Source organism: Roseovarius sp. MMSF_3350 (assembly GCF_030733425.1).
Lineage (GTDB): Bacteria > Pseudomonadota > Alphaproteobacteria > Rhodobacterales > Rhodobacteraceae > Roseovarius.
Genome location: NZ_JASHIZ010000011.1, coordinates 93,350 through 110,034, shown reverse-complemented (window position 1 = coordinate 110,034; position 16,685 = coordinate 93,350). Strand labels below are relative to the sequence as shown.

The window sequence follows — 16,685 nt, the reverse complement described above, 5'->3', positions numbered from 1 at the left end:
TAAATCAAGACGCGCGCCGGATGTCTATTTGAAACGAACCCTTGCCGGATCAGACCAGCTCTCCGCCCTCCCGAAGATCTGCGCTGCATGTTCTTCGAGGTAGATGCGAAGCCACGGCGTGTAGATCTCCGGCATACTGCGCGCCCACTCCGCCAGCGCGTCAAGATCGGCCCAGGCGGTGTCCATCACTTCCGACGGATTCGGCCGCGCGGCAATCCGTTCCGGGACCGAGGCCACGAACACGTCGACAACCTCGTGCTCTACCATTCCGTTGCCCACATCGGCGCGATATTCCAGCTGGTCGCGATAATCCAGCGCCAGGCCCTCGATGGCCAGTTCCTCCTTCAGCCGGCGATGCGCGCAGGCTTCCGGGTCCTCGCCCCAATGCGGATGGGTGCAGCAGGTGTTCGCCCAAAGACCCGGCGTATGGTACTTGCCCAACGCCCGCCGCTGGATCAGCACCTCGTTGCCGCACAGCACGAAAACCGACACCGCCTTGTGCCGCAACCCGCGCTCATGTGCTTCCAGCTTCTCGACGGCCACCAGATCGGCGCCGACCCATGTCGGGATCATCACGCTCATGTATAGGCCGCCGGCACCAGCCGCGTTAGATGTGCCAGGTTCTTCAACCCGATCTTCAGGTGGGCCATGGGCCGGGCCTTTACCAGTTTCTTGTTCATATACGCCTCGAAGGTCAGACGCTGCACGTCGATATCATGGCACAGCGACACGAACCGTTCGCGCCGCTCGTCCGACTTGTAATAGGCATTCTGCATGGAGGCCAGCACCCGGAACACCGTCTTGTGCTCTTTCATGAACAGCTGCCGCGCCAGCCGCAGATCCTTGACCCGCCCCGAGGCCAGTGTCGCCGCCGCTGCCGTGGCCGCAACGCGCCCGCCTGCCATGGCATAGTAGATGCCTTCACCGGAACTGGGCGCGACCACGCCGGCCGCATCCCCGGCCAGCACCACGTCGCGACCGTTGTCCCAACGGTCAAGTGGTTTCAGAGGAATTGGCGCACCTTCCTTGCGGATCGTCTCGCACCCCGCCAGCCCACTCGCCAAACGCAGATCGGCGGTGGCCTGTTTCACGTCCACCTCCCGCACCATCGAGCCCATGCCGACACTGGCCGACTTGCCATGCGGGAAGACCCAGCCATAGAAATCCGGGGAAATCCTGCCGTCATAGATGACGTCGCAGCGAGTCGGGTCGTATTCTCCCACCGCAACCGGGGCGGCGATGATCTCGTGATAGGCGATGACATAGGGAATTCGGTCCCCGCCCTCGACCTCGTCCCGCGCGACGTTCGACCGCGCCCCGTCGGCGCCGATTACCAGCCTGCAGGGCAGCTCCCGCTCGTTGCCGCTGACCTTGTCACGATAGATCACCCGGGTTTGTCCGTCCTCCCGCGCGATGCGCCGGTAAGTCCCGGTGGCGCACACTGCGCCGGCCTCCTCGGCCCGGGCACGAAGGAACTCATCGAAATCCTCGCGATCCACCATGCCGACGAACCCGTTCTCGATCGGGATATCCACCTTGCGCCCGGTAGGCGAGATCATCCGCGCGGTGGTGATCTTGGCCACCAGCAGAGCCTCGGGAATGTCAAAATCCGCAATCAGCCGCGGCGGGATCGCTCCTCCGCAAGGCTTGATCCGTCCGGCCCTGTCCAGCAGCGCCACCTTGTGGCCCGACCGCGCCAGGTCTTCGGCCGCCGTGGCCCCGCTCGGCCCGCCTCCCACCACCACAACGTCATACATGGTTCATTCTCCCGGTTGCAGCAGCGGCGCGGGCGGCCGGTGCAGGATGCGCACCGCCACCAGCGCGGCGGCCAAGAAAAGGACGGCCTCAAGGCCAAAAACGGCAGCATAGGCCGCCCCGTCGCTCATCATCGTACGGGCCGCGTCCAGCGTACCCGTGGCAATCAGCCCGGCCAGTCCGGCGGCGACGGCCTGCGCCGCGCCGAAGACGCCCATCCGCGTGCCGGTCGCCCCTTCCTGCGCCGCCGCCAGCCGCATCATCGACCCGATGGCCCCCACCACAAAAAGGCCGTTGCCAAGCCCCAGGATCACCGTGAACGGTACCAGCGCGCCCCCTGCGCCAAGCCCCAGCAAGCCCAAAGCCGAAACGACGCAGCCTGTCACGGCCCATGCCCTGAGACCGCCCATCCCGAAGGTCGAAAAGGCCCCCGCTAACAGCATGCCCAGAAGCGCGGCGCCATCCTTGCCGCCCGACAGCTTGGTCGATTCATCCGGGCTCAGACCATGAATATGTCCTGCGAAAGGCTCCAGCACCAGTTCGCTCAGGTAGAATGCAAGGATCGACAGGAACACGAACCCGGTAAAGGCCCGCGCCGCCGGGTCTTCCCACGTTGCCCGCAGGGCCGGGACCAATTTGGTCTCCTGCGGCGCAGGCACAGACCCCAGCCGCCGCTCGACGCCCCACGTCGCGATCAGCGCAGCCACGAAACAGGCCGCCGCCACGACCGGCACCACCATCATCAGGCGCTCCGGGCTGTATGGTTTCAGCGCGATCCCCGCCCCAACCGAGGCCGCAATCGCCCCCGCGATCAGCATAAGCCATGCAAAGGTGGCAGCCGCCCCCTTCTTCTCGTCCGGTGCCGCCGTCGCCAGCAGCGCCAAAAACGACGTGCCAGCCGCGCCGATCCCGAATCCGATCAGCGCATAGGCCAGGATCCACACCGCAATCGCAACCTGCATGCTCGGCGCAAAGGCAATCGCCCAAGCCGTCAGGACCAACCCTGCTCCCACCACAAGTGTTCCGCCCAGGATGAAAGGCGTCCGCCCGCCTCGCGCATCCGACCTGTGCCCCCAGACAGGCCGCGACAGTTGTACGGCATAATGCAGCGCCACCAGAAACCCGGGGAGCAGCGCGGGCAGGGCAAGTTCCACCGTCATCAGCCGGTTGAACAGGTTCACCGGCAGTGCGGCCATCCCGCCGATCGCCATGTTGGCGAGGCAAAGCCGTGCGATACCGCCCCATCCCAGTGTCATACCAGCCCCCTCACTGCGAAGGCTGCAACCATCATGCCACTGACGTACAGGGTCACGCCCGTGCCGTTGTACCAGGGCGCGCGGCCCTTGGGTTCGGCCAGCATCACGCGCATTGCCCAAAGCTGTACCACCAGCAATGCCGCGATGGCAGCGGCGTGAGACACCTGCCCCCACCCCGCCAGCAGAGCGATCACTGCAACCTGCGGCACTGCCATGACCCAGCACGCCACGCGCGCCGCACGCTCCGGCCCCAGCGTGACAGGCAGGGAGTTCACGCCCGTCTGCCTGTCGCCCTCCAGCGCCTTGAAATCGTTGAGTGTCATGATCCCGTGTGCGCCCACGGCATAAAGCAGCGCCAGCACCACGATTTGCCAGGTCGGCGCACCTGCCGACAGCACCGCGGCGCCGGTGAACCACGGCAGACCTTCATAACACAGCGCCACCAGGCCCGGCCCCCACCAGCCCGATTTCTTGAGCCGGACAGGCTCGGCCGAATAGGCCCAGGCCGCCAGCACGCCAAATACCGTCGCGCCAAAGCCCCACGGGCCCAGCGTCGCCCCGAGCGCCATCGCCATGCCGCTCATGACCAGGGCGATCCAAAGACCCCATCGGCCCGGAATGCGCCCAGAGGGGATCGGGCGGTGCGGCTCGTTGATGGCGTCCACATGCCGGTCGCACCAGTCGTTGGCCGCCTGGCTCATGCCGCATACAACGGGTCCTGCCAGCACAACGCCTATTAGGACCAGCCACGGCGCCGACATCACCGGAATGCCGCTGGAAACGACGCCGCAAAGATACGCCCAGACCGGAGGGAACCACGTGATCGGCTTGATCAAGGTCAAGATGGCGCGCGGTTCAGGCCAGCGACGCGACACCCGTATGCCCAAGGAGACACTCATGGTGTCAAGTATGGTTTACATATCGGATTCGGGAAAGGTCTTTTTTGGCCCGCCACTCGCTGCCGAGCGGAAATCCTTTCAGATAGGACTCCCAAAGCTTCTCAAAGCTTTCGGCCGCCTACTCGTCCGCAGTCGCGTTGATCAGGCCGTGTTTGCGGAGCTTTACGTACAGGCTCTGCCGCGAGAGCCCCAGCATCTCCGCCGCCGCGACCCGGTTGTTCCCGGTCAACTGAACCGCCGTCTCGATGCACAGCTTTTCGATCACGTCCGAAGTGGCGGAAACAAGCTCCTTCAACGACGCTGTTCCGACCAGGTCCATGACATTCTTCATGGCCTCTTCGCTGACCACGCTGGTCACTTCAGCATCCGCGCTTTCGCTCAGCGCCGTGTTGCGCAGGATGAAACCGTAGCCGAAATCACCGGACGGGTCGCGCAGCCGCGTCACCGAGGCCTCGACACTGGCGCGCGTGCCGACCACGCTTGCAATCTGCGTCGCGTAGGCCCGCAGCCGCCCCTGCTTGGACGCTGTCTCCAGCATCAGCTTGGTATCGACCGCTCCTCGCACGAGGAAATCGGCAAGATTGGTGTCCCTGACATCGCGCAGTTGCGCGGCATCCGCGATGGTCAGAAATGCTTCGTTCGCATCCCGGATAACGCCTTTGCCGTCGGTGATCACGATAGCATCGCTGGCGGCTGCAAAAAGCGCGCCCATGACCTGCGCCACCTCGATCGAGTCCCCGGCCTCGCCATCTACGGGCCGCACACGGCACAGAATGAAAAGTTCGCCCGCGGCGCGGAAGAATTCGGGGTAGAGCTTCAGATCGCGCTCGTTGCGCCGCGCCACCAGGTCGATACCGCGCGCCTCGCGCGATCCTGCCGCACTGCGCATCGCCTCGATCAGCTCCTCGCGCTTGCGTCCATCGAACGCCTGCGCCAGCGACGACCCGCTCAGCGTTTCGGGCGTCGTTCCCAGAAGAACCGCCGCCGCGCTGTTCAGGTCGCGAATGCGACCTTTTTCCGGTTCCACCAGAATCAGCGGGGTTTCCGACGCCTCGAGGACGACATGATAAAATGTCTGCTCGCCGCGCAGCCGTTGCTGATCGCGCTCGCGCGCCGTCTGCTCCGCGACAAGGCGCTGCTGAACCTCGGCGATGGGCTGCATATCCCGACCGAGCAGCAGCAGACCGCCCCCCTCATAGACACGGTGAAGCGTGTACCGGATCGGAAATTCCCAGGTGGCGTTGTCGACGTGGTTCAGTTCCAGCGCCCGCGGCGTCACATCCGGATCGGCTTGCATCTTTGCCACGCGCCGGTCGAACTTATCCTTGCTCTCGACGGTCAGGAAATTCTCGAACGGCCGACCGACCCAGTGGTCCAGACACCCCAGCGACGGGCAATCGGGATTGACGGAAATGCCGGCAACTTCGCCGTCGGCCGAGATATAGACGGCCAGATCGCCGGCCTGCTCTACGATGTTTTCCACCCCAGTGGGATCGGGCAAGGCACCGGCGCGCAGTCTCTCCGACTTCCGAGTCTCACGGGTCATCAGACCACTCCGATCTTCCCCAAACCAATAAGCGTCACAGAACACCGCTGAACGGAAGAGCTTCCGAGACGCTCGACAAACCACACTTCTCTATCGCCTCCCGTGCCGTGCGTACCGAGAAATCCGCGCCGGTCTTTGAAACGGCTTTCGGATCGGCCTCCACGGCGCGCCCCCCGATCACGATAGGCGGCAGATAGTCCGTATTTGAACGCACGTAATCTACAAGTCCGGTGGTTTTTTCAACCGAATTCCGCGTGGCGACCGATATTCCGATCATGGCGAACCGGCGACTGCCCGCAAGTTCAGCTAATTCCTCTTGCCTGAGGCCGATGGCCATATGCACCCAAAGTCCATGCCGGCGCAAATTATCGGCCGCCACGAAGGCGCCCAGCGCGTGCTGCTCGAACTGCGGCACGACCATGAGCACAGATTGGCCGAGCGGTATGCTCCGATCGCTCCACCGGGCCGGCGCGTCGGCCGGCTTGTTGCGAAACAGGCCCTGCAGCCGCGAAGCGCCGACCGTAACGTCCACGAAGCTCGCCCGATCGCTGACCCAGAGCTCGCCCAGATAGGCCGAGGCAGTCGGGATGTATGACTGAAAGATCTCTTGGGTGCTCACACCGCTGGCCATCAGCGACGCCACGACCGCGCGATAGCTGCTGTCGGACTCGGACATCAGCGCCTCGACCAGGCGCTCGATCCATTGCTCGCGGGTTCGCGGTTCGGCTTTGGCCGTGTTGGAAATCACCGTTCTGAGCGCCGACTCGACCAGAAACCGTATGGCTGGCTGTTGCACTGTCGATAGGCCGGAGCCTTTTTTGTCCCAGGACTCTGTCACGCGTCTCTCCCCCGCGTCGTCACCGTCACGATCCGCAAGCGATCGGAAAATTCGCTGACGAGGATAGTGTGCGCCGGCGGCTCTTCAATGTCAATTTTTCCTGACACACACGCATAACACGAAACCTCAACCCCATGTTTCCTAACGGCAATCTCCACCTGAAATATGCCAAGGCTCCATTGAATGGACCTAACCGACTTCCGTGATTCGGGTTACCCAACCACCACATAGTGTTGACGCCACGCGACGCCGCAAAGTGTAAATTTTAATTGACACTTTAGTAGGCCGCGCCCTAGCATCAAACCAGAATCTCATGGCCTGAGAGGGGGAGTCCATGTCGCTTCGAGCGTCATCAAACGCGAACCGCGCCCTGCTCTACACACCCGAGCAGCGCGTCCGCCGCGACGCCAGTATCTGGACCACCGTGCAGGGCATCCTCGCCCCCGCCCAATTCCTCGTTTTCCTGATCTCGCTCGGCCTGGTGATCCGCTACCTGTCAACCGGCGAAGGCTACATGCTCGCCACCTGGTCTATCCTGATGAAGACCGGATTCCTCTACGTGATCATGATAACTGGCGCGATCTGGGAAAAAGTTGTTTTTGGTCAGTATCTTTTCGCGGCTTCCTTCTTCTGGGAGGATGTCTTCAGCTTTGCCGTCATCGCGCTTCACACCGCGTATCTCTGGGCACTGTTCACGGCCTCCCTCACGCCCCAAGGCCTGATGATCCTGGCGCTCGCCGCCTATGCCGCCTACGCCTTCAACGCCGCCCAATTCCTGCTCAAACTGCGTGCAGCTCGACTGCAATCGGCGGGCCTGTCCGAGGTCCCGGCATGACGGACGTCTCCACGACTCTTCCGGCCGCCGGATGCCGCGACGCCCCGGTCCTGAAACAGCGCGGTCAGCACGAGGTCTTTTGCGGCCTGACGGGAATCATCTGGCTGCACCGCAAGATGCAGGACGCGTTTTTCCTTGTCGTGGGCAGCCGCACCTGCGCCCATCTGCTGCAATCCGCCGCCGGCGTGATGATCTTCGCCGAGCCGCGTTTCGGCACCGCCATTCTCGAGGAGACCGATCTTGCCGGCCTTGCCGATGCCCAGGCCGAACTTGAGCGCGAGGTTGCCCGCCTGCTGGAGCGCCGCAAGGATATCCGCCAGCTTTTCCTCGTCGGCTCCTGCCCGTCCGAAGTAATCAAGCTGGATCTTGCCCGCGCCGCCGAAAAGCTCTCGCTGCAATATGCGCCGCATGTGCGGGTGCTGAACTACTCGGGCTCTGGCATCGAAACGACCTTTACCGAGGGCGAGGATGCCTGCCTCGCCTCGATGGTCCCTGTCTTGCCGGAGACGAACGAGCGTCAGCTTCTCGTTGTCGGCGCCCTGCCCGACGTTGTCGAGGACCAGATGCTCGACCTTCTGTCCAAAATGGGCATCGACACCGTGAAAGTGCTGCCAGCGCGCCGCGCCGACAGCACTCTCGCGGTTGGTCCCAACACCTCTTTCATCCTTACCCAGCCTTTCCTCGGCGGCACCCTCGCCGCACTTGGAAAGCGCGGGGCGCGTCACATTCTTGCGCCTTTCCCGTTCGGCGAAGAAGGCACCACCGCGTGGCTTCGCGCCGTGGCAATGGAGTTCAGTGTCGACATCACCCTGTTCGACACTGTAACACGCGCGCCCCGCGCACGGGCCAGAAAAGCGATCTCACAGGCGTCGGAGAAACTGGACGGCAAGTCCGTCTTCTTTTTCCCCGACAGCCAGCTTGAGATTCCGCTGGCCCGGTTTCTCACCCGCGAATGCGGGATGACCGCCGTCGAAGTCGGCGCGCCCTATATCCACAAGGGCGTCGTCGGCCCCGATCTCGACCTGCTGGAAGAGGGACCGACGCTCTCCGAAGGCCAGGATGTCGAGATGCAGCTCGACCGCTGCCGCGCCGCCCAGCCCGACCTGACGGTCTGCGGCCTTGGCCTCGCCAACCCGCTGGAGGCAGAGGGGCTGGCCACCAAGTGGGCCATCGAACTCGTGTTCACGCCGGTGCATTTCTACGAACAGGCCGGTGACCTTGCCGGTCTCTTCTCGCGCCCGCTGAATCGCCGCGCCAAGCTGCGGCTGGAGGCGGCGGAATGAAGCTGTCGGTCTGGACATACGAAGGCCCGCCGCATGTCGGCGCATTGCGCGTCGCCACCGCGATGAAGAGGCTGCACTACGTCCTGCACGCGCCGCAGGGCGACACCTATGCCGACCTGCTCTTCACCATGATCGAGCGGCGCAAGCATCGGCCGCCTGTCACTTATACAACATTTCAGGCCCGAGATCTGGGCGCAGACACCGCAAACCTTTTCAAAACCGCGGCTCAGGCGGCCTATGACCGGTTTCAGCCCCAGGCGATGATCGTCGGCGCCTCCTGCACCGCCGAACTGATCCAGGACGATCCCGGCGGCATGGCCGAACAGATGGGTCTGCCCTGCCCCGTGATTGCGCTGGACCTGCCCAGCTACCAGCGCAAGGAAAACTTCGGCGCGGACGAAACCCTGTTCCAGCTGGTGCGCAATCTGGCCCGCCCGATGGAGCGCACGGGCCATGTCACCGCCAACCTGATCGGCCCCACCGCGCTCGGCTTTCGCCATCGCGACGACATCACCGAGGTCACCGCCCTGCTCGAAGACATGGGCATCTCGGTCAATGTCTGCGCGCCGTTCAATGCCACGCCCGAGGATCTCACCCGGTTGGGCGCGGCGCATTTCAACGTCCTGATGTATCCCGAAACCGGCGAGGCCGCCTGCCGCTGGATGGAACGTGAACTGGATCAGCCGTTCACCAAGACCGTTCCGATCGGCGTCGGCGCCACCCGGGATTTCATCGCCGAGGTTGCCGAGATCACAGGGCAAGAGCCAAAGCTCGACGACAGCCGCCTGCGCCTGCCGTGGTATTCGGCCTCGGTCGATTCCACCTATCTGACCGGCAAGCGCGTGTTCCTCTTTGGCGACGGCACGCATGTCGCCGCCGCCGCCCGCGTCGCCCGCGACGAGATGGGGTTCGAGGTGGTGGGCCTTGGCTGCTACAACCGCGAGATGGCCCGCCCGATCCGCGGCCTGGCCAGGGACTACGGCGTCGAGGCGCTGATCACCGACGATTATCTCGACGTCGAACAGCGGATCGAGGAACTGGCGCCCGAGATGATTCTCGGAACGCAAATGGAACGCCATATCGGCAAGCGCCTCGGCATCCCCTGCGCCGTCATCTCCGCTCCCGTCCACGTGCAGGATTTCCCCGCACGCTACAGCCCGCAAATGGGCATCGAGGGCGCGAACGTCATCTTCGACACCTGGGTGCACCCGCTGGTCATGGGGCTGGAAGAGCACCTGCTGCACATGTTCCGCGACGATTTCGAGTTCCACGACGACGCGGGCGCCAGCCATCACGGGCACAAGGCGGTCGACCGTCCCGGGCTTGACCCGGGACCTCCCGCCAATCCGGTCGAGGAACCGCAGCCCGCCAATGACAACACCTCCATCACCTGGCTCGCCGACGCGGAAAAAGAACTGAAGAAGATCCCCTTCTTCGTGCGCGGCAAGGCCCGCCGCAACACCGAAACCTTCGCCGCCGAACGCGGCATGACGCAGATCAGCCTCGATACTCTGTACGAGGCGAAGGCCCATTATGCGCGATGACGCCATGATAGCCCGGCCTTACAAGGTCGTGATCCTGACGCTGGACAGCCACGCCGCCGGGTCCTGCGAACGCGCGGCGCTCAATCTCGGCATGGATTTCCCGGGGCTGGAGCTCAAGGTCCATGCCGCCGCCGAGTGGGGCGAAAGCGACGCCGCCCTGGCCGCCGCACGCGCCGATATCGCCACGGGCGACATCCTCATCGCAAATCTCCTTTTCCTCGAAGACCACATCAACGCGATCCTGCCCGACCTCGAGGCGCGGCGCGAGGATTGCGACGCGCTGGCGGGCATCATCGCCGACGCCAAGATCGTGCGTCTGACCCGTATGGGCACGCTCGACATGCAGGCGCCCGAATCCGGCACCCGAAAGCTGATGAAAAAGCTGCGAGGCCAGACCAAGCAGAATGTCGACAGCGGCGCCAAGAAGATGAAGATGCTGCGCCGCCTGCCGCGCATCCTCAAGCTGATCCCGGGCAAGGCCCAGGACCTGCGCGCATGGTTTCTGACGATGCAATACTGGCTGGGCGCGTCGGACGAGAACGTCGAAGGCCTGATCCGCTTCCTCGTCTCGCGCTACTGCCGCCATGACGAGTGGCGCGGTGCCCGCGTTGCCCTGCCGGTCGAATACCCCGATACCGGGCTTTACCATCCCGACCTGCCCGACCGCATCACCACCGACCCCGCCGACCTGCCCGGCCACATCCCCGGCGCATCCACCGTGGGCCTGCTGATGATGCGCTCCTACGTGCTCTCGGGCGACACGGCGCATTATGACGCCGTCATCCGCACCCTCAACGCGCGTGGGCTTAACGTCCTTCCCGCCTTTGCAGGCGGTCTCGACGGACGCCCGGCCATCGACGCTTTCTTCCGCACCGAGCGTGGCCCCAAGATCGACGCGCTGGTTTCGCTGACCGGCTTCAGCCTCGTCGGCGGTCCGGCCTATAACGACAACGACGCGGCCATTTCCGTGCTCAAGGACCTCGATCTGCCCTACATCGCGGCCCACCCGCTGGAGTTCCAGACGCTGGGCCAATGGGCGGCCTCGCCCCAGGGCCTCGGCCCGATCGAGACCACGATGCTGATCGCCCTGCCGGAACTCGACGGCGCAACCTGCCCGACGGTCTTTGCCGGCCGCCACGGCCCCGAGGGCTGCGACGGCTGCCGTCACAAATGCCGCGCCGCGCCCGACGCCAAGTCCATGGCCCCCTGCCCCGAGCGCATCGACAGCCTGGTCGAGAAAACCGAGCGGCTGATCCGCCTGCGCCGCCGCAAGCTGGCCGAAAAGAAGGTCGCCATCGTGCTTTTCGGCTTCCCGCCCAACGCGGGCGCCGTAGGCACCGCCGCCTATTTGTCCGTGTTCGAGAGCCTGCACAACACCATGCGGGAAATGCAGGCCCAAGGCTACGACATCGAGGTCCCCGAGACCGTCGACGCCCTGCGCGCCGCCGTCCTGCAAGGCAACGCCGCCCAATACGGGCAAGAGGCCAATGTCGCCGCCCATGTCAGCGCCGACACTATCGTGGCAAACACGCCCCACCTGGCCGAAGTCGAAGAGGTTTGGGGCCCCGCTCCCGGCAAGGTGCAATCCGACGGGCGCGGCGTCTTCGTGCTGGGTCAGGACTTCGGCAACATCTTCGTCGGCGTCCAGCCCGCATTCGGCTACGAGGGCGACCCGATGCGCCTCCTGTTCGAGCGCGGCTTCGCACCCACCCATGCCTTCGTGCAGTTCTACCAGTGGCTGCGCAACACCTACCAGGCCGACGCCATCTTGCATTTCGGGATGCATGGCGCACTGGAATTCATGCCCGGCAAGCAGGCGGGTCTTGGCCCCCGCGACTGGCCCGACCGCCTGATTGGCGAGATGCCCAATATCTACCTCTACGCCGCCAACAACCCGTCCGAGGCCAGCCTCGCCAAGCGCCGCTCGGGCGCCGTCACCATTTCACACCTCACCCCGCCCCTGGCCACCGCCGGCCTCTACAAGGGCCTGGCCGAGCTGAAAGACAGCCTCACCCGCTGGCGCGCCACGCGCCCCGGCGCGTCCGAACGCACCGATCTGGAAACGCTCATCGCCGAACAGGCCGAGGCGGTGGATCTGGGCGATACCGATCCCGAAACGCTCTGGCTGAAACTCTTGGAAACCGAGGACGCGCTGATCCCCGAGGGCCTGCACGTCGTGGGGCGGCCCATGTCAGACACGGCCCGCGCCGAGTATCTCGACCTCATGGCCGACGCGGATGCCGAGACCCGCACCGCCGCCGACAAACACCTGCGAGAAAGCACCGAGATCCCTGCCATCCTGCACGCGCTGGCGGGCGGGTTCACGCCCACGGTTCATGGCGGTGACCTGATCCGCTCGCCCGATATACTGCCCACCGGCCGCAACATCCACGCGTTCGACCCGTTTCGGATGCCCAGCGAATTTGCCTGCCGCGAAGGCGCGGCACAGGCCCAGCTTCTGCTGGACACGCACAAGATCCTGCCTCGCACCGTGGCGATCGTCCTCTGGGGCTCCGACAACATTAAGTCCGACGGTTCTCAACTGGCACAAGCGCTGGCGCTCATGGGCGCCAAACCCCGCTTCGACAGTTTCGGCCGCCTCTGCGGCGCGGACCTGATCCCACTCGCCGAACTGGGCCGCCCCCGCATCGACGTCATCATGACCCTCTCCGGCATCTTCCGCGACCTTCTCCCCCTGCAAACCAAGCTGCTGGCCGAGGCCGCACTCAAGGCCGCGCAGGCCGACGAGCCGGTCGAACAGAACTTCATCCGCGCCCACGCGCTCGCCTATGCCGAGAAGATCGGCTGCAACCTGCAAACCGCTGCCTTGCGCGTTTTCTCTAATGCCGAGGGCGCCTATGGCTCGAACGTCAACATGATGGTCGACAGCTCCGCCTTCGACGACGAGGACGAACTGGCCGACGCCTACCTGTCGCGCAAATCCTTCGCCTACGGTGTCGACGGCAAGGCCGCGGCCAACGACAAACTGCTGCAAACCGCGCTTGGTGACGTGGAACTGGCCTACCAGAACCTCGAATCCGTCGAACTGGGCGTCACCACCGTCGATCATTATTTCGACACGCTGGGCGGCATCTCGCGCGCGGTGAAACGTGCACGGGGCGGCGAAGAAGCTGCGATCTACATCTCCGACACCACGCGTGGGGCGGGCAAGGTGCGCACGCTGGCCGACCAGGTCTCGCTCGAAAGCCGCTCCCGCGCCCTGAACCCCAAGTTTCACGAGGCGCTTCTGCAACACGGCGCCGAAGGCGTCCGCCAGATCGAAAGCGCCTTCACCAACACGATGGGCTGGTCCGCCACCACCGGCCAGGTCGAGCCCTGGGTTTACCAGCGATTGTCCGAGACCTTCATCCTGGACGCGGACATGCGCCAGCGGCTGTCGGATCTCAACCCGACCGCCTCTTCCCGCATGGCCAACCGCCTGCTCGAAGCGCATGACCGCGCCTATTGGCAGCCCGACGAGAACACTCTCTCGGCCCTGCGCAACGCCGCAGACTCCCTCGAAGACCACCTCGAAGGAGTCGCCGCAGAATGACACGCAATCCCGAAAGGACAGGCGACACATGAGCCCTCGCGACGACATCCCGGCCCTTAGGGGCCAAGACGGCGAAGGATCGGTTCAGGTTCACCAGGACCCATCGATGAAGATCGAAGGGGCCAAGGTCTTCTCGGTCTACGGCAAGGGCGGGATCGGCAAGTCGACCACGTCCTCGAACCTCTCCGCCGCCTTCGCCAGGATGGGCAAGCGCGTGCTTCAGATCGGCTGCGATCCCAAGCATGACAGCACCTTCACCCTGACCGGCCGCCTGCAGCCCACGGTGATCGACATCCTGAAGGAGGTCGATTTCCACCCCGAGGAACTGCGCCCCGAGGATTTCGTGGCCGATGGCTGGGGCGGAGTCAAATGCGTCGAGGCGGGCGGTCCGCCCGCCGGCACCGGCTGCGGCGGCTATGTCGTGGGCCAGACCGTCAAGCTGCTGAAACAGCACCACATGCTGGAAGACACCGACGTGGTGATCTTCGATGTGCTGGGCGACGTGGTCTGCGGCGGTTTCGCGGCCCCCCTGCAACATGCCGACCGCGCGGTGATCGTCACCGCCAACGATTTCGACAGCATCTACGCCATGAACCGCATCATCGCCGCGGTGCAGGCCAAATCGGCCAACTATAAGGTGCGGCTGGCGGGCTGCGTCGCCAACCGCTCGCGCGAGACCGACGAGGTCGACCGCTATTGCGCCAAGGTCGGCTTCAACCGCATCGCGCATATGCCCGATTACGACGCCATCCGCCGCTCGCGTCTGAAGAAGAAAACCCTCTTCGAGATGCCCGACGAGGAAGACATCGTCATGGCCCGCAAGGAATACGTCCAACTGGCCGAGACCCTATGGCGCGGCACCGAACCGCTGGCCCCCGCCCCGATGGAAGACCGTGACATCTTCGAGCTGCTTGGTTTCGATTGATGAACAACGCCGGAACATATCGCACCGCCGTCCCGGCCCTGAGCCCGGACCTCCCGGCCAGCGTGGAGGACCCGGATCAAGTCCGGGGCGCGACGCGTGCAGGGGGCACGGCATGACCTACGACCGCACATTGACCCGGGTCGAGACCTATTTCGACAAGACCGCCACCCGCACGTGGGAGGCGCTGACCAGCGACGCGCCGGTTTCCAAGATCCGGGAAACCGTGCGGCGCGGGCGGGACGCGATGCGCGAACAGATGCTGTCGCGCCTGCCCAATGACCTGCGCGGCGCGCGCATCCTCGACGCGGGCTGCGGCACCGGCGCCATGACCACCGAACTCGCCGCGCGCGGGGCCGACGTGGTGGCCGTCGACATTTCGCCCTCGCTCGTAGGCATCGCGCAACGGCGCCTGCCCGAAACGCTGGCACACCGCGTGACCTTTCACGCCGGCGACATGCTGGACGAGGGGCTGGGCCGGTTCGACCACGTTCTGGCGATGGACAGCCTGATCTACTACCGCGATGCCGATATCGCCCGGTCGCTGGCGACGCTCATGGCGCGCACCTCGGGCCGGATCGTCTTCACCATCGCCCCGCGCACGCCGCTGCTGATGGGCATGTGGTACGCGGGCAAGCTTTTCCCGCGCTCGGACCGGTCGCCCACGATGATCCCGCACAGCCCCGCGCGCCTGTCGCGCGCCTATGCGCGGGCCGAAGGCATCGGCAGGCTCGCACCGCTCCAGCGCGTGACCTCGGGTTTCTACATTTCCCACGCGATGGAGGTGACTGCATGAGCCGTCCGTCGCCCCTCAAGCATCTCAGCCTGCGCGCCCTGCCCTTTGCGGACGCGGCCAGCGAGGGGTTGCCGATCGGCGAGCTACTGCGCCTGTCGCTCTTTCAGGTGTCGGTGGGCATGGCCACGGTGATGCTGCTGGGCACACTCAACCGCGTCATGATCGTCGAGCTTTCCGTCCCGGCCACCATCGTCGCCGTGATGATCGCCTTGCCGGTTCTGATTGCCCCGTTCCGCACGCTTCTCGGATTTCGCTCGGACACCTACCGCAGCGCGATCGGCTGGAAGCGCGTGCCCTACCTCTGGTTCGGCTCGCTCTGGCAAATGGGCGGTCTTGCGGTCATGCCGTTCGCGCTGCTGGTCCTGTCGGGCAACACGGTCCACGACGTGCCCTTCGCAGGCGAGGTGCTGGCGGCACTCGCCTTCCTGATGACCGGCCTTGGCCTGCACATGACGCAGACCGCCGGTCTGGCGCTGGCTACCGACCGCGCCGACGAGAAAAACCGCCCGCGTGTCGTGGCGCTGCTTTACGTGATGTTCCTCTTGGGCATGGGCGTCTCGGCCATCGTCATCGGCTGGCTGCTGCGCGACTTCAGCGAACTGGCCCTGATCCGGGTAGTACAAGGCGCGGCGCTCGTGGGCATCGTCCTCAACCTCATAGCGCTCTGGAAACAGGAAAAGATGGCGCCGATGACACGTGCCGAGCGCGCCGTCCCCCGGCCCCGTTTCGCCGAGGCCTGGGCCGACCTTATGGCGGGCGGTCAGGCCGGGCGGCTCCTGGCGGTGGTCTTCATCGGCACCATGGCCTTCAACATGCAGGATGTCCTGCTGGAACCTTACGGCGGCGAAATCCTCGGCCTTTCGGTCTCCTCGACCACGCTCCTGACAGCGCTCTGGGCGGCAGGCGCTCTGGCGGGCTTCGTCTGGACCGGGCGCTCATTGGCCCAAGGCCGTAACGCGCACCGGCTGGCGGCGCTCGGCGTGCTGATCGGCATCGCAGCCTTTGCCATCGTCGTCTTCGCCGCACCGATGAACTCGACCGCGCTCTTCTTTGCCGGGGCCTGCCTGATCGGGCTGGGCGGCGGCGTTTTCGCCGTCTCGACCCTGACGGCCGCCATGACCATCACCACGCAAGGCAAGGCCGGCCACGGCCTGGCACTCGGGGCCTGGGGCGCCGCGCAGGCCACCGCAGCGGGACTGGCCATCGCCTTCGGCGGCGGCATCCGCGACGCGGTCAATGCCGCGGCCACCTCCGGCGCCTGGGGCGAGGTGCTGAACACGCCGGCTACCGGCTACACCTTCGTCTATCACACCGAGATTGCCCTGCTTTTCGTCACGCTTGCCGTGATCGGGCCACTTGTGCGCAACCCGCGCGCCGCGTCCCATCCCACCCCATCGGAGGCGGCCCGCATCGGCCTGGCCGACTTCCCGACATGATGTGCCGATCCATGGAAAGGAT

General features: G+C 65.1%; 13 protein-coding genes. 7 read left to right on the top strand and 6 right to left on the bottom strand.

The window, feature by feature from the left end:
• Positions 1-24: 24 nt before the first annotated feature.
• The 6 genes from idi to RBB31_RS12095 all read right to left on the bottom strand — a co-directional run bounded on the left by idi (position 25) and on the right by RBB31_RS12095 (position 6,294).
• Entirely contained in the window at positions 25-582 is a 558-nt protein-coding gene (gene idi, locus RBB31_RS12120) for an isopentenyl-diphosphate Delta-isomerase (RefSeq protein ID WP_306129557.1), read from the bottom strand.
• Positions 579-1,757 carry a geranylgeranyl diphosphate reductase gene (locus RBB31_RS12115; RefSeq protein WP_306129556.1) on the bottom strand — a complete coding sequence of 393 codons (1,179 nt, stop codon included), beginning with the start codon at positions 1,755-1,757 and terminating at the stop codon, positions 579-581. The genes idi and RBB31_RS12115 overlap by 4 nt, the downstream gene beginning before the upstream one ends.
• A gap of 3 nt (positions 1,758-1,760) precedes the next feature.
• On the bottom strand, positions 1,761-3,011 hold the full coding sequence (locus tag RBB31_RS12110) for a BCD family MFS transporter (protein ID WP_306129555.1): 1,251 nt from the start codon (positions 3,009-3,011) through the stop codon (positions 1,761-1,763).
• On the bottom strand, positions 3,008-3,910 hold the full coding sequence (gene chlG / locus RBB31_RS12105; protein ID WP_306129554.1) for a chlorophyll synthase ChlG: 903 nt from the start codon (positions 3,908-3,910) through the stop codon (positions 3,008-3,010). Before chlG ends, RBB31_RS12110 begins: the two co-directional genes overlap by 4 nt.
• A gap of 118 nt (positions 3,911-4,028) precedes the next feature.
• The gene (gene ppsR / locus RBB31_RS12100; RefSeq protein ID WP_306129553.1) at positions 4,029-5,456 is read right to left on the bottom strand and encodes a transcriptional regulator PpsR; all 1,428 of its coding nucleotides are present in this window, start codon (positions 5,454-5,456) and stop codon (positions 4,029-4,031) included.
• Positions 5,457-5,490: 34 nt separating this feature from the next.
• Positions 5,491-6,294: a B12-binding domain-containing protein gene (locus RBB31_RS12095; RefSeq protein WP_306129552.1), complete on the bottom strand. Its 804-nt coding sequence runs from the start codon at positions 6,292-6,294 to the stop codon at positions 5,491-5,493.
• Between the two features lie 334 nt (positions 6,295-6,628).
• Here RBB31_RS12095 and bchF point away from each other — a divergent pair, with 334 nt between their 5' ends.
• From bchF to RBB31_RS12060, 7 genes are all read left to right on the top strand, one after another.
• Positions 6,629-7,129, top strand: coding sequence for a 2-vinyl bacteriochlorophyllide hydratase (gene bchF, locus RBB31_RS12090; protein ID WP_306129551.1), 501 nt, complete (start codon positions 6,629-6,631; stop codon positions 7,127-7,129).
• The gene (locus RBB31_RS12085; RefSeq protein ID WP_306129550.1) at positions 7,126-8,412 is read left to right on the top strand and encodes a ferredoxin:protochlorophyllide reductase (ATP-dependent) subunit N; all 1,287 of its coding nucleotides are present in this window, start codon (positions 7,126-7,128) and stop codon (positions 8,410-8,412) included. The genes bchF and RBB31_RS12085 overlap by 4 nt, the downstream gene beginning before the upstream one ends.
• The gene (bchB, locus tag RBB31_RS12080) at positions 8,409-9,956 is read left to right on the top strand and encodes a ferredoxin:protochlorophyllide reductase (ATP-dependent) subunit B (RefSeq protein WP_306129549.1); all 1,548 of its coding nucleotides are present in this window, start codon (positions 8,409-8,411) and stop codon (positions 9,954-9,956) included. Before RBB31_RS12085 ends, bchB begins: the two co-directional genes overlap by 4 nt.
• Positions 9,946-13,509 (top strand): magnesium chelatase subunit H, encoded by a 3,564-nt coding sequence (locus tag RBB31_RS12075; RefSeq protein ID WP_306129548.1) that lies wholly within the window; start codon positions 9,946-9,948, stop codon positions 13,507-13,509. The genes bchB and RBB31_RS12075 overlap by 11 nt, the downstream gene beginning before the upstream one ends.
• A 28-nt stretch (positions 13,510-13,537) precedes the next feature.
• Complete coding sequence (bchL, locus tag RBB31_RS12070) at positions 13,538-14,434, top strand: ferredoxin:protochlorophyllide reductase (ATP-dependent) iron-sulfur ATP-binding protein (RefSeq protein ID WP_306129547.1); 897 nt, start codon at positions 13,538-13,540, stop codon at positions 14,432-14,434.
• 112 nt (positions 14,435-14,546) lie between these two features.
• On the top strand, positions 14,547-15,227 hold the full coding sequence (bchM, locus tag RBB31_RS12065; protein ID WP_306129546.1) for a magnesium protoporphyrin IX methyltransferase: 681 nt from the start codon (positions 14,547-14,549) through the stop codon (positions 15,225-15,227).
• Positions 15,224-16,663 (top strand): PucC family protein, encoded by a 1,440-nt coding sequence (locus RBB31_RS12060; protein ID WP_306129545.1) that lies wholly within the window; start codon positions 15,224-15,226, stop codon positions 16,661-16,663. Before bchM ends, RBB31_RS12060 begins: the two co-directional genes overlap by 4 nt.
• Positions 16,664-16,685: the final 22 nt, after the last annotated feature.

Excerpts from the sequence above, each read along its gene's own strand:
- idi (WP_306129557.1), bottom strand. The coding sequence starts at position 582 with ATGAGCGTGATGATCCCGACATGGGTCGGCGCCGATCTGGTGGCCGTC.
- RBB31_RS12115 (WP_306129556.1), bottom strand. The coding sequence starts at position 1,757 with ATGTATGACGTTGTGGTGGTGGGAGGCGGGCCGAGCGGGGCCACGGCG.
- RBB31_RS12110 (WP_306129555.1), bottom strand. The coding sequence starts at position 3,011 with ATGACACTGGGATGGGGCGGTATCGCACGGCTTTGCCTCGCCAACATG.
- chlG (WP_306129554.1), bottom strand. The coding sequence starts at position 3,910 with ATGAGTGTCTCCTTGGGCATACGGGTGTCGCGTCGCTGGCCTGAACCG.
- ppsR (WP_306129553.1), bottom strand. The coding sequence starts at position 5,456 with ATGACCCGTGAGACTCGGAAGTCGGAGAGACTGCGCGCCGGTGCCTTG.
- bchF (WP_306129551.1), top strand. The coding sequence starts at position 6,629 with ATGTCGCTTCGAGCGTCATCAAACGCGAACCGCGCCCTGCTCTACACA.
- RBB31_RS12085 (WP_306129550.1), top strand. The coding sequence starts at position 7,126 with ATGACGGACGTCTCCACGACTCTTCCGGCCGCCGGATGCCGCGACGCC.
- bchB (WP_306129549.1), top strand. The coding sequence starts at position 8,409 with ATGAAGCTGTCGGTCTGGACATACGAAGGCCCGCCGCATGTCGGCGCA.
- RBB31_RS12075 (WP_306129548.1), top strand. The coding sequence starts at position 9,946 with ATGCGCGATGACGCCATGATAGCCCGGCCTTACAAGGTCGTGATCCTG.
- bchL (WP_306129547.1), top strand. The coding sequence starts at position 13,538 with ATGAGCCCTCGCGACGACATCCCGGCCCTTAGGGGCCAAGACGGCGAA.
- bchM (WP_306129546.1), top strand. The coding sequence starts at position 14,547 with ATGACCTACGACCGCACATTGACCCGGGTCGAGACCTATTTCGACAAG.
- RBB31_RS12060 (WP_306129545.1), top strand. The coding sequence starts at position 15,224 with ATGAGCCGTCCGTCGCCCCTCAAGCATCTCAGCCTGCGCGCCCTGCCC.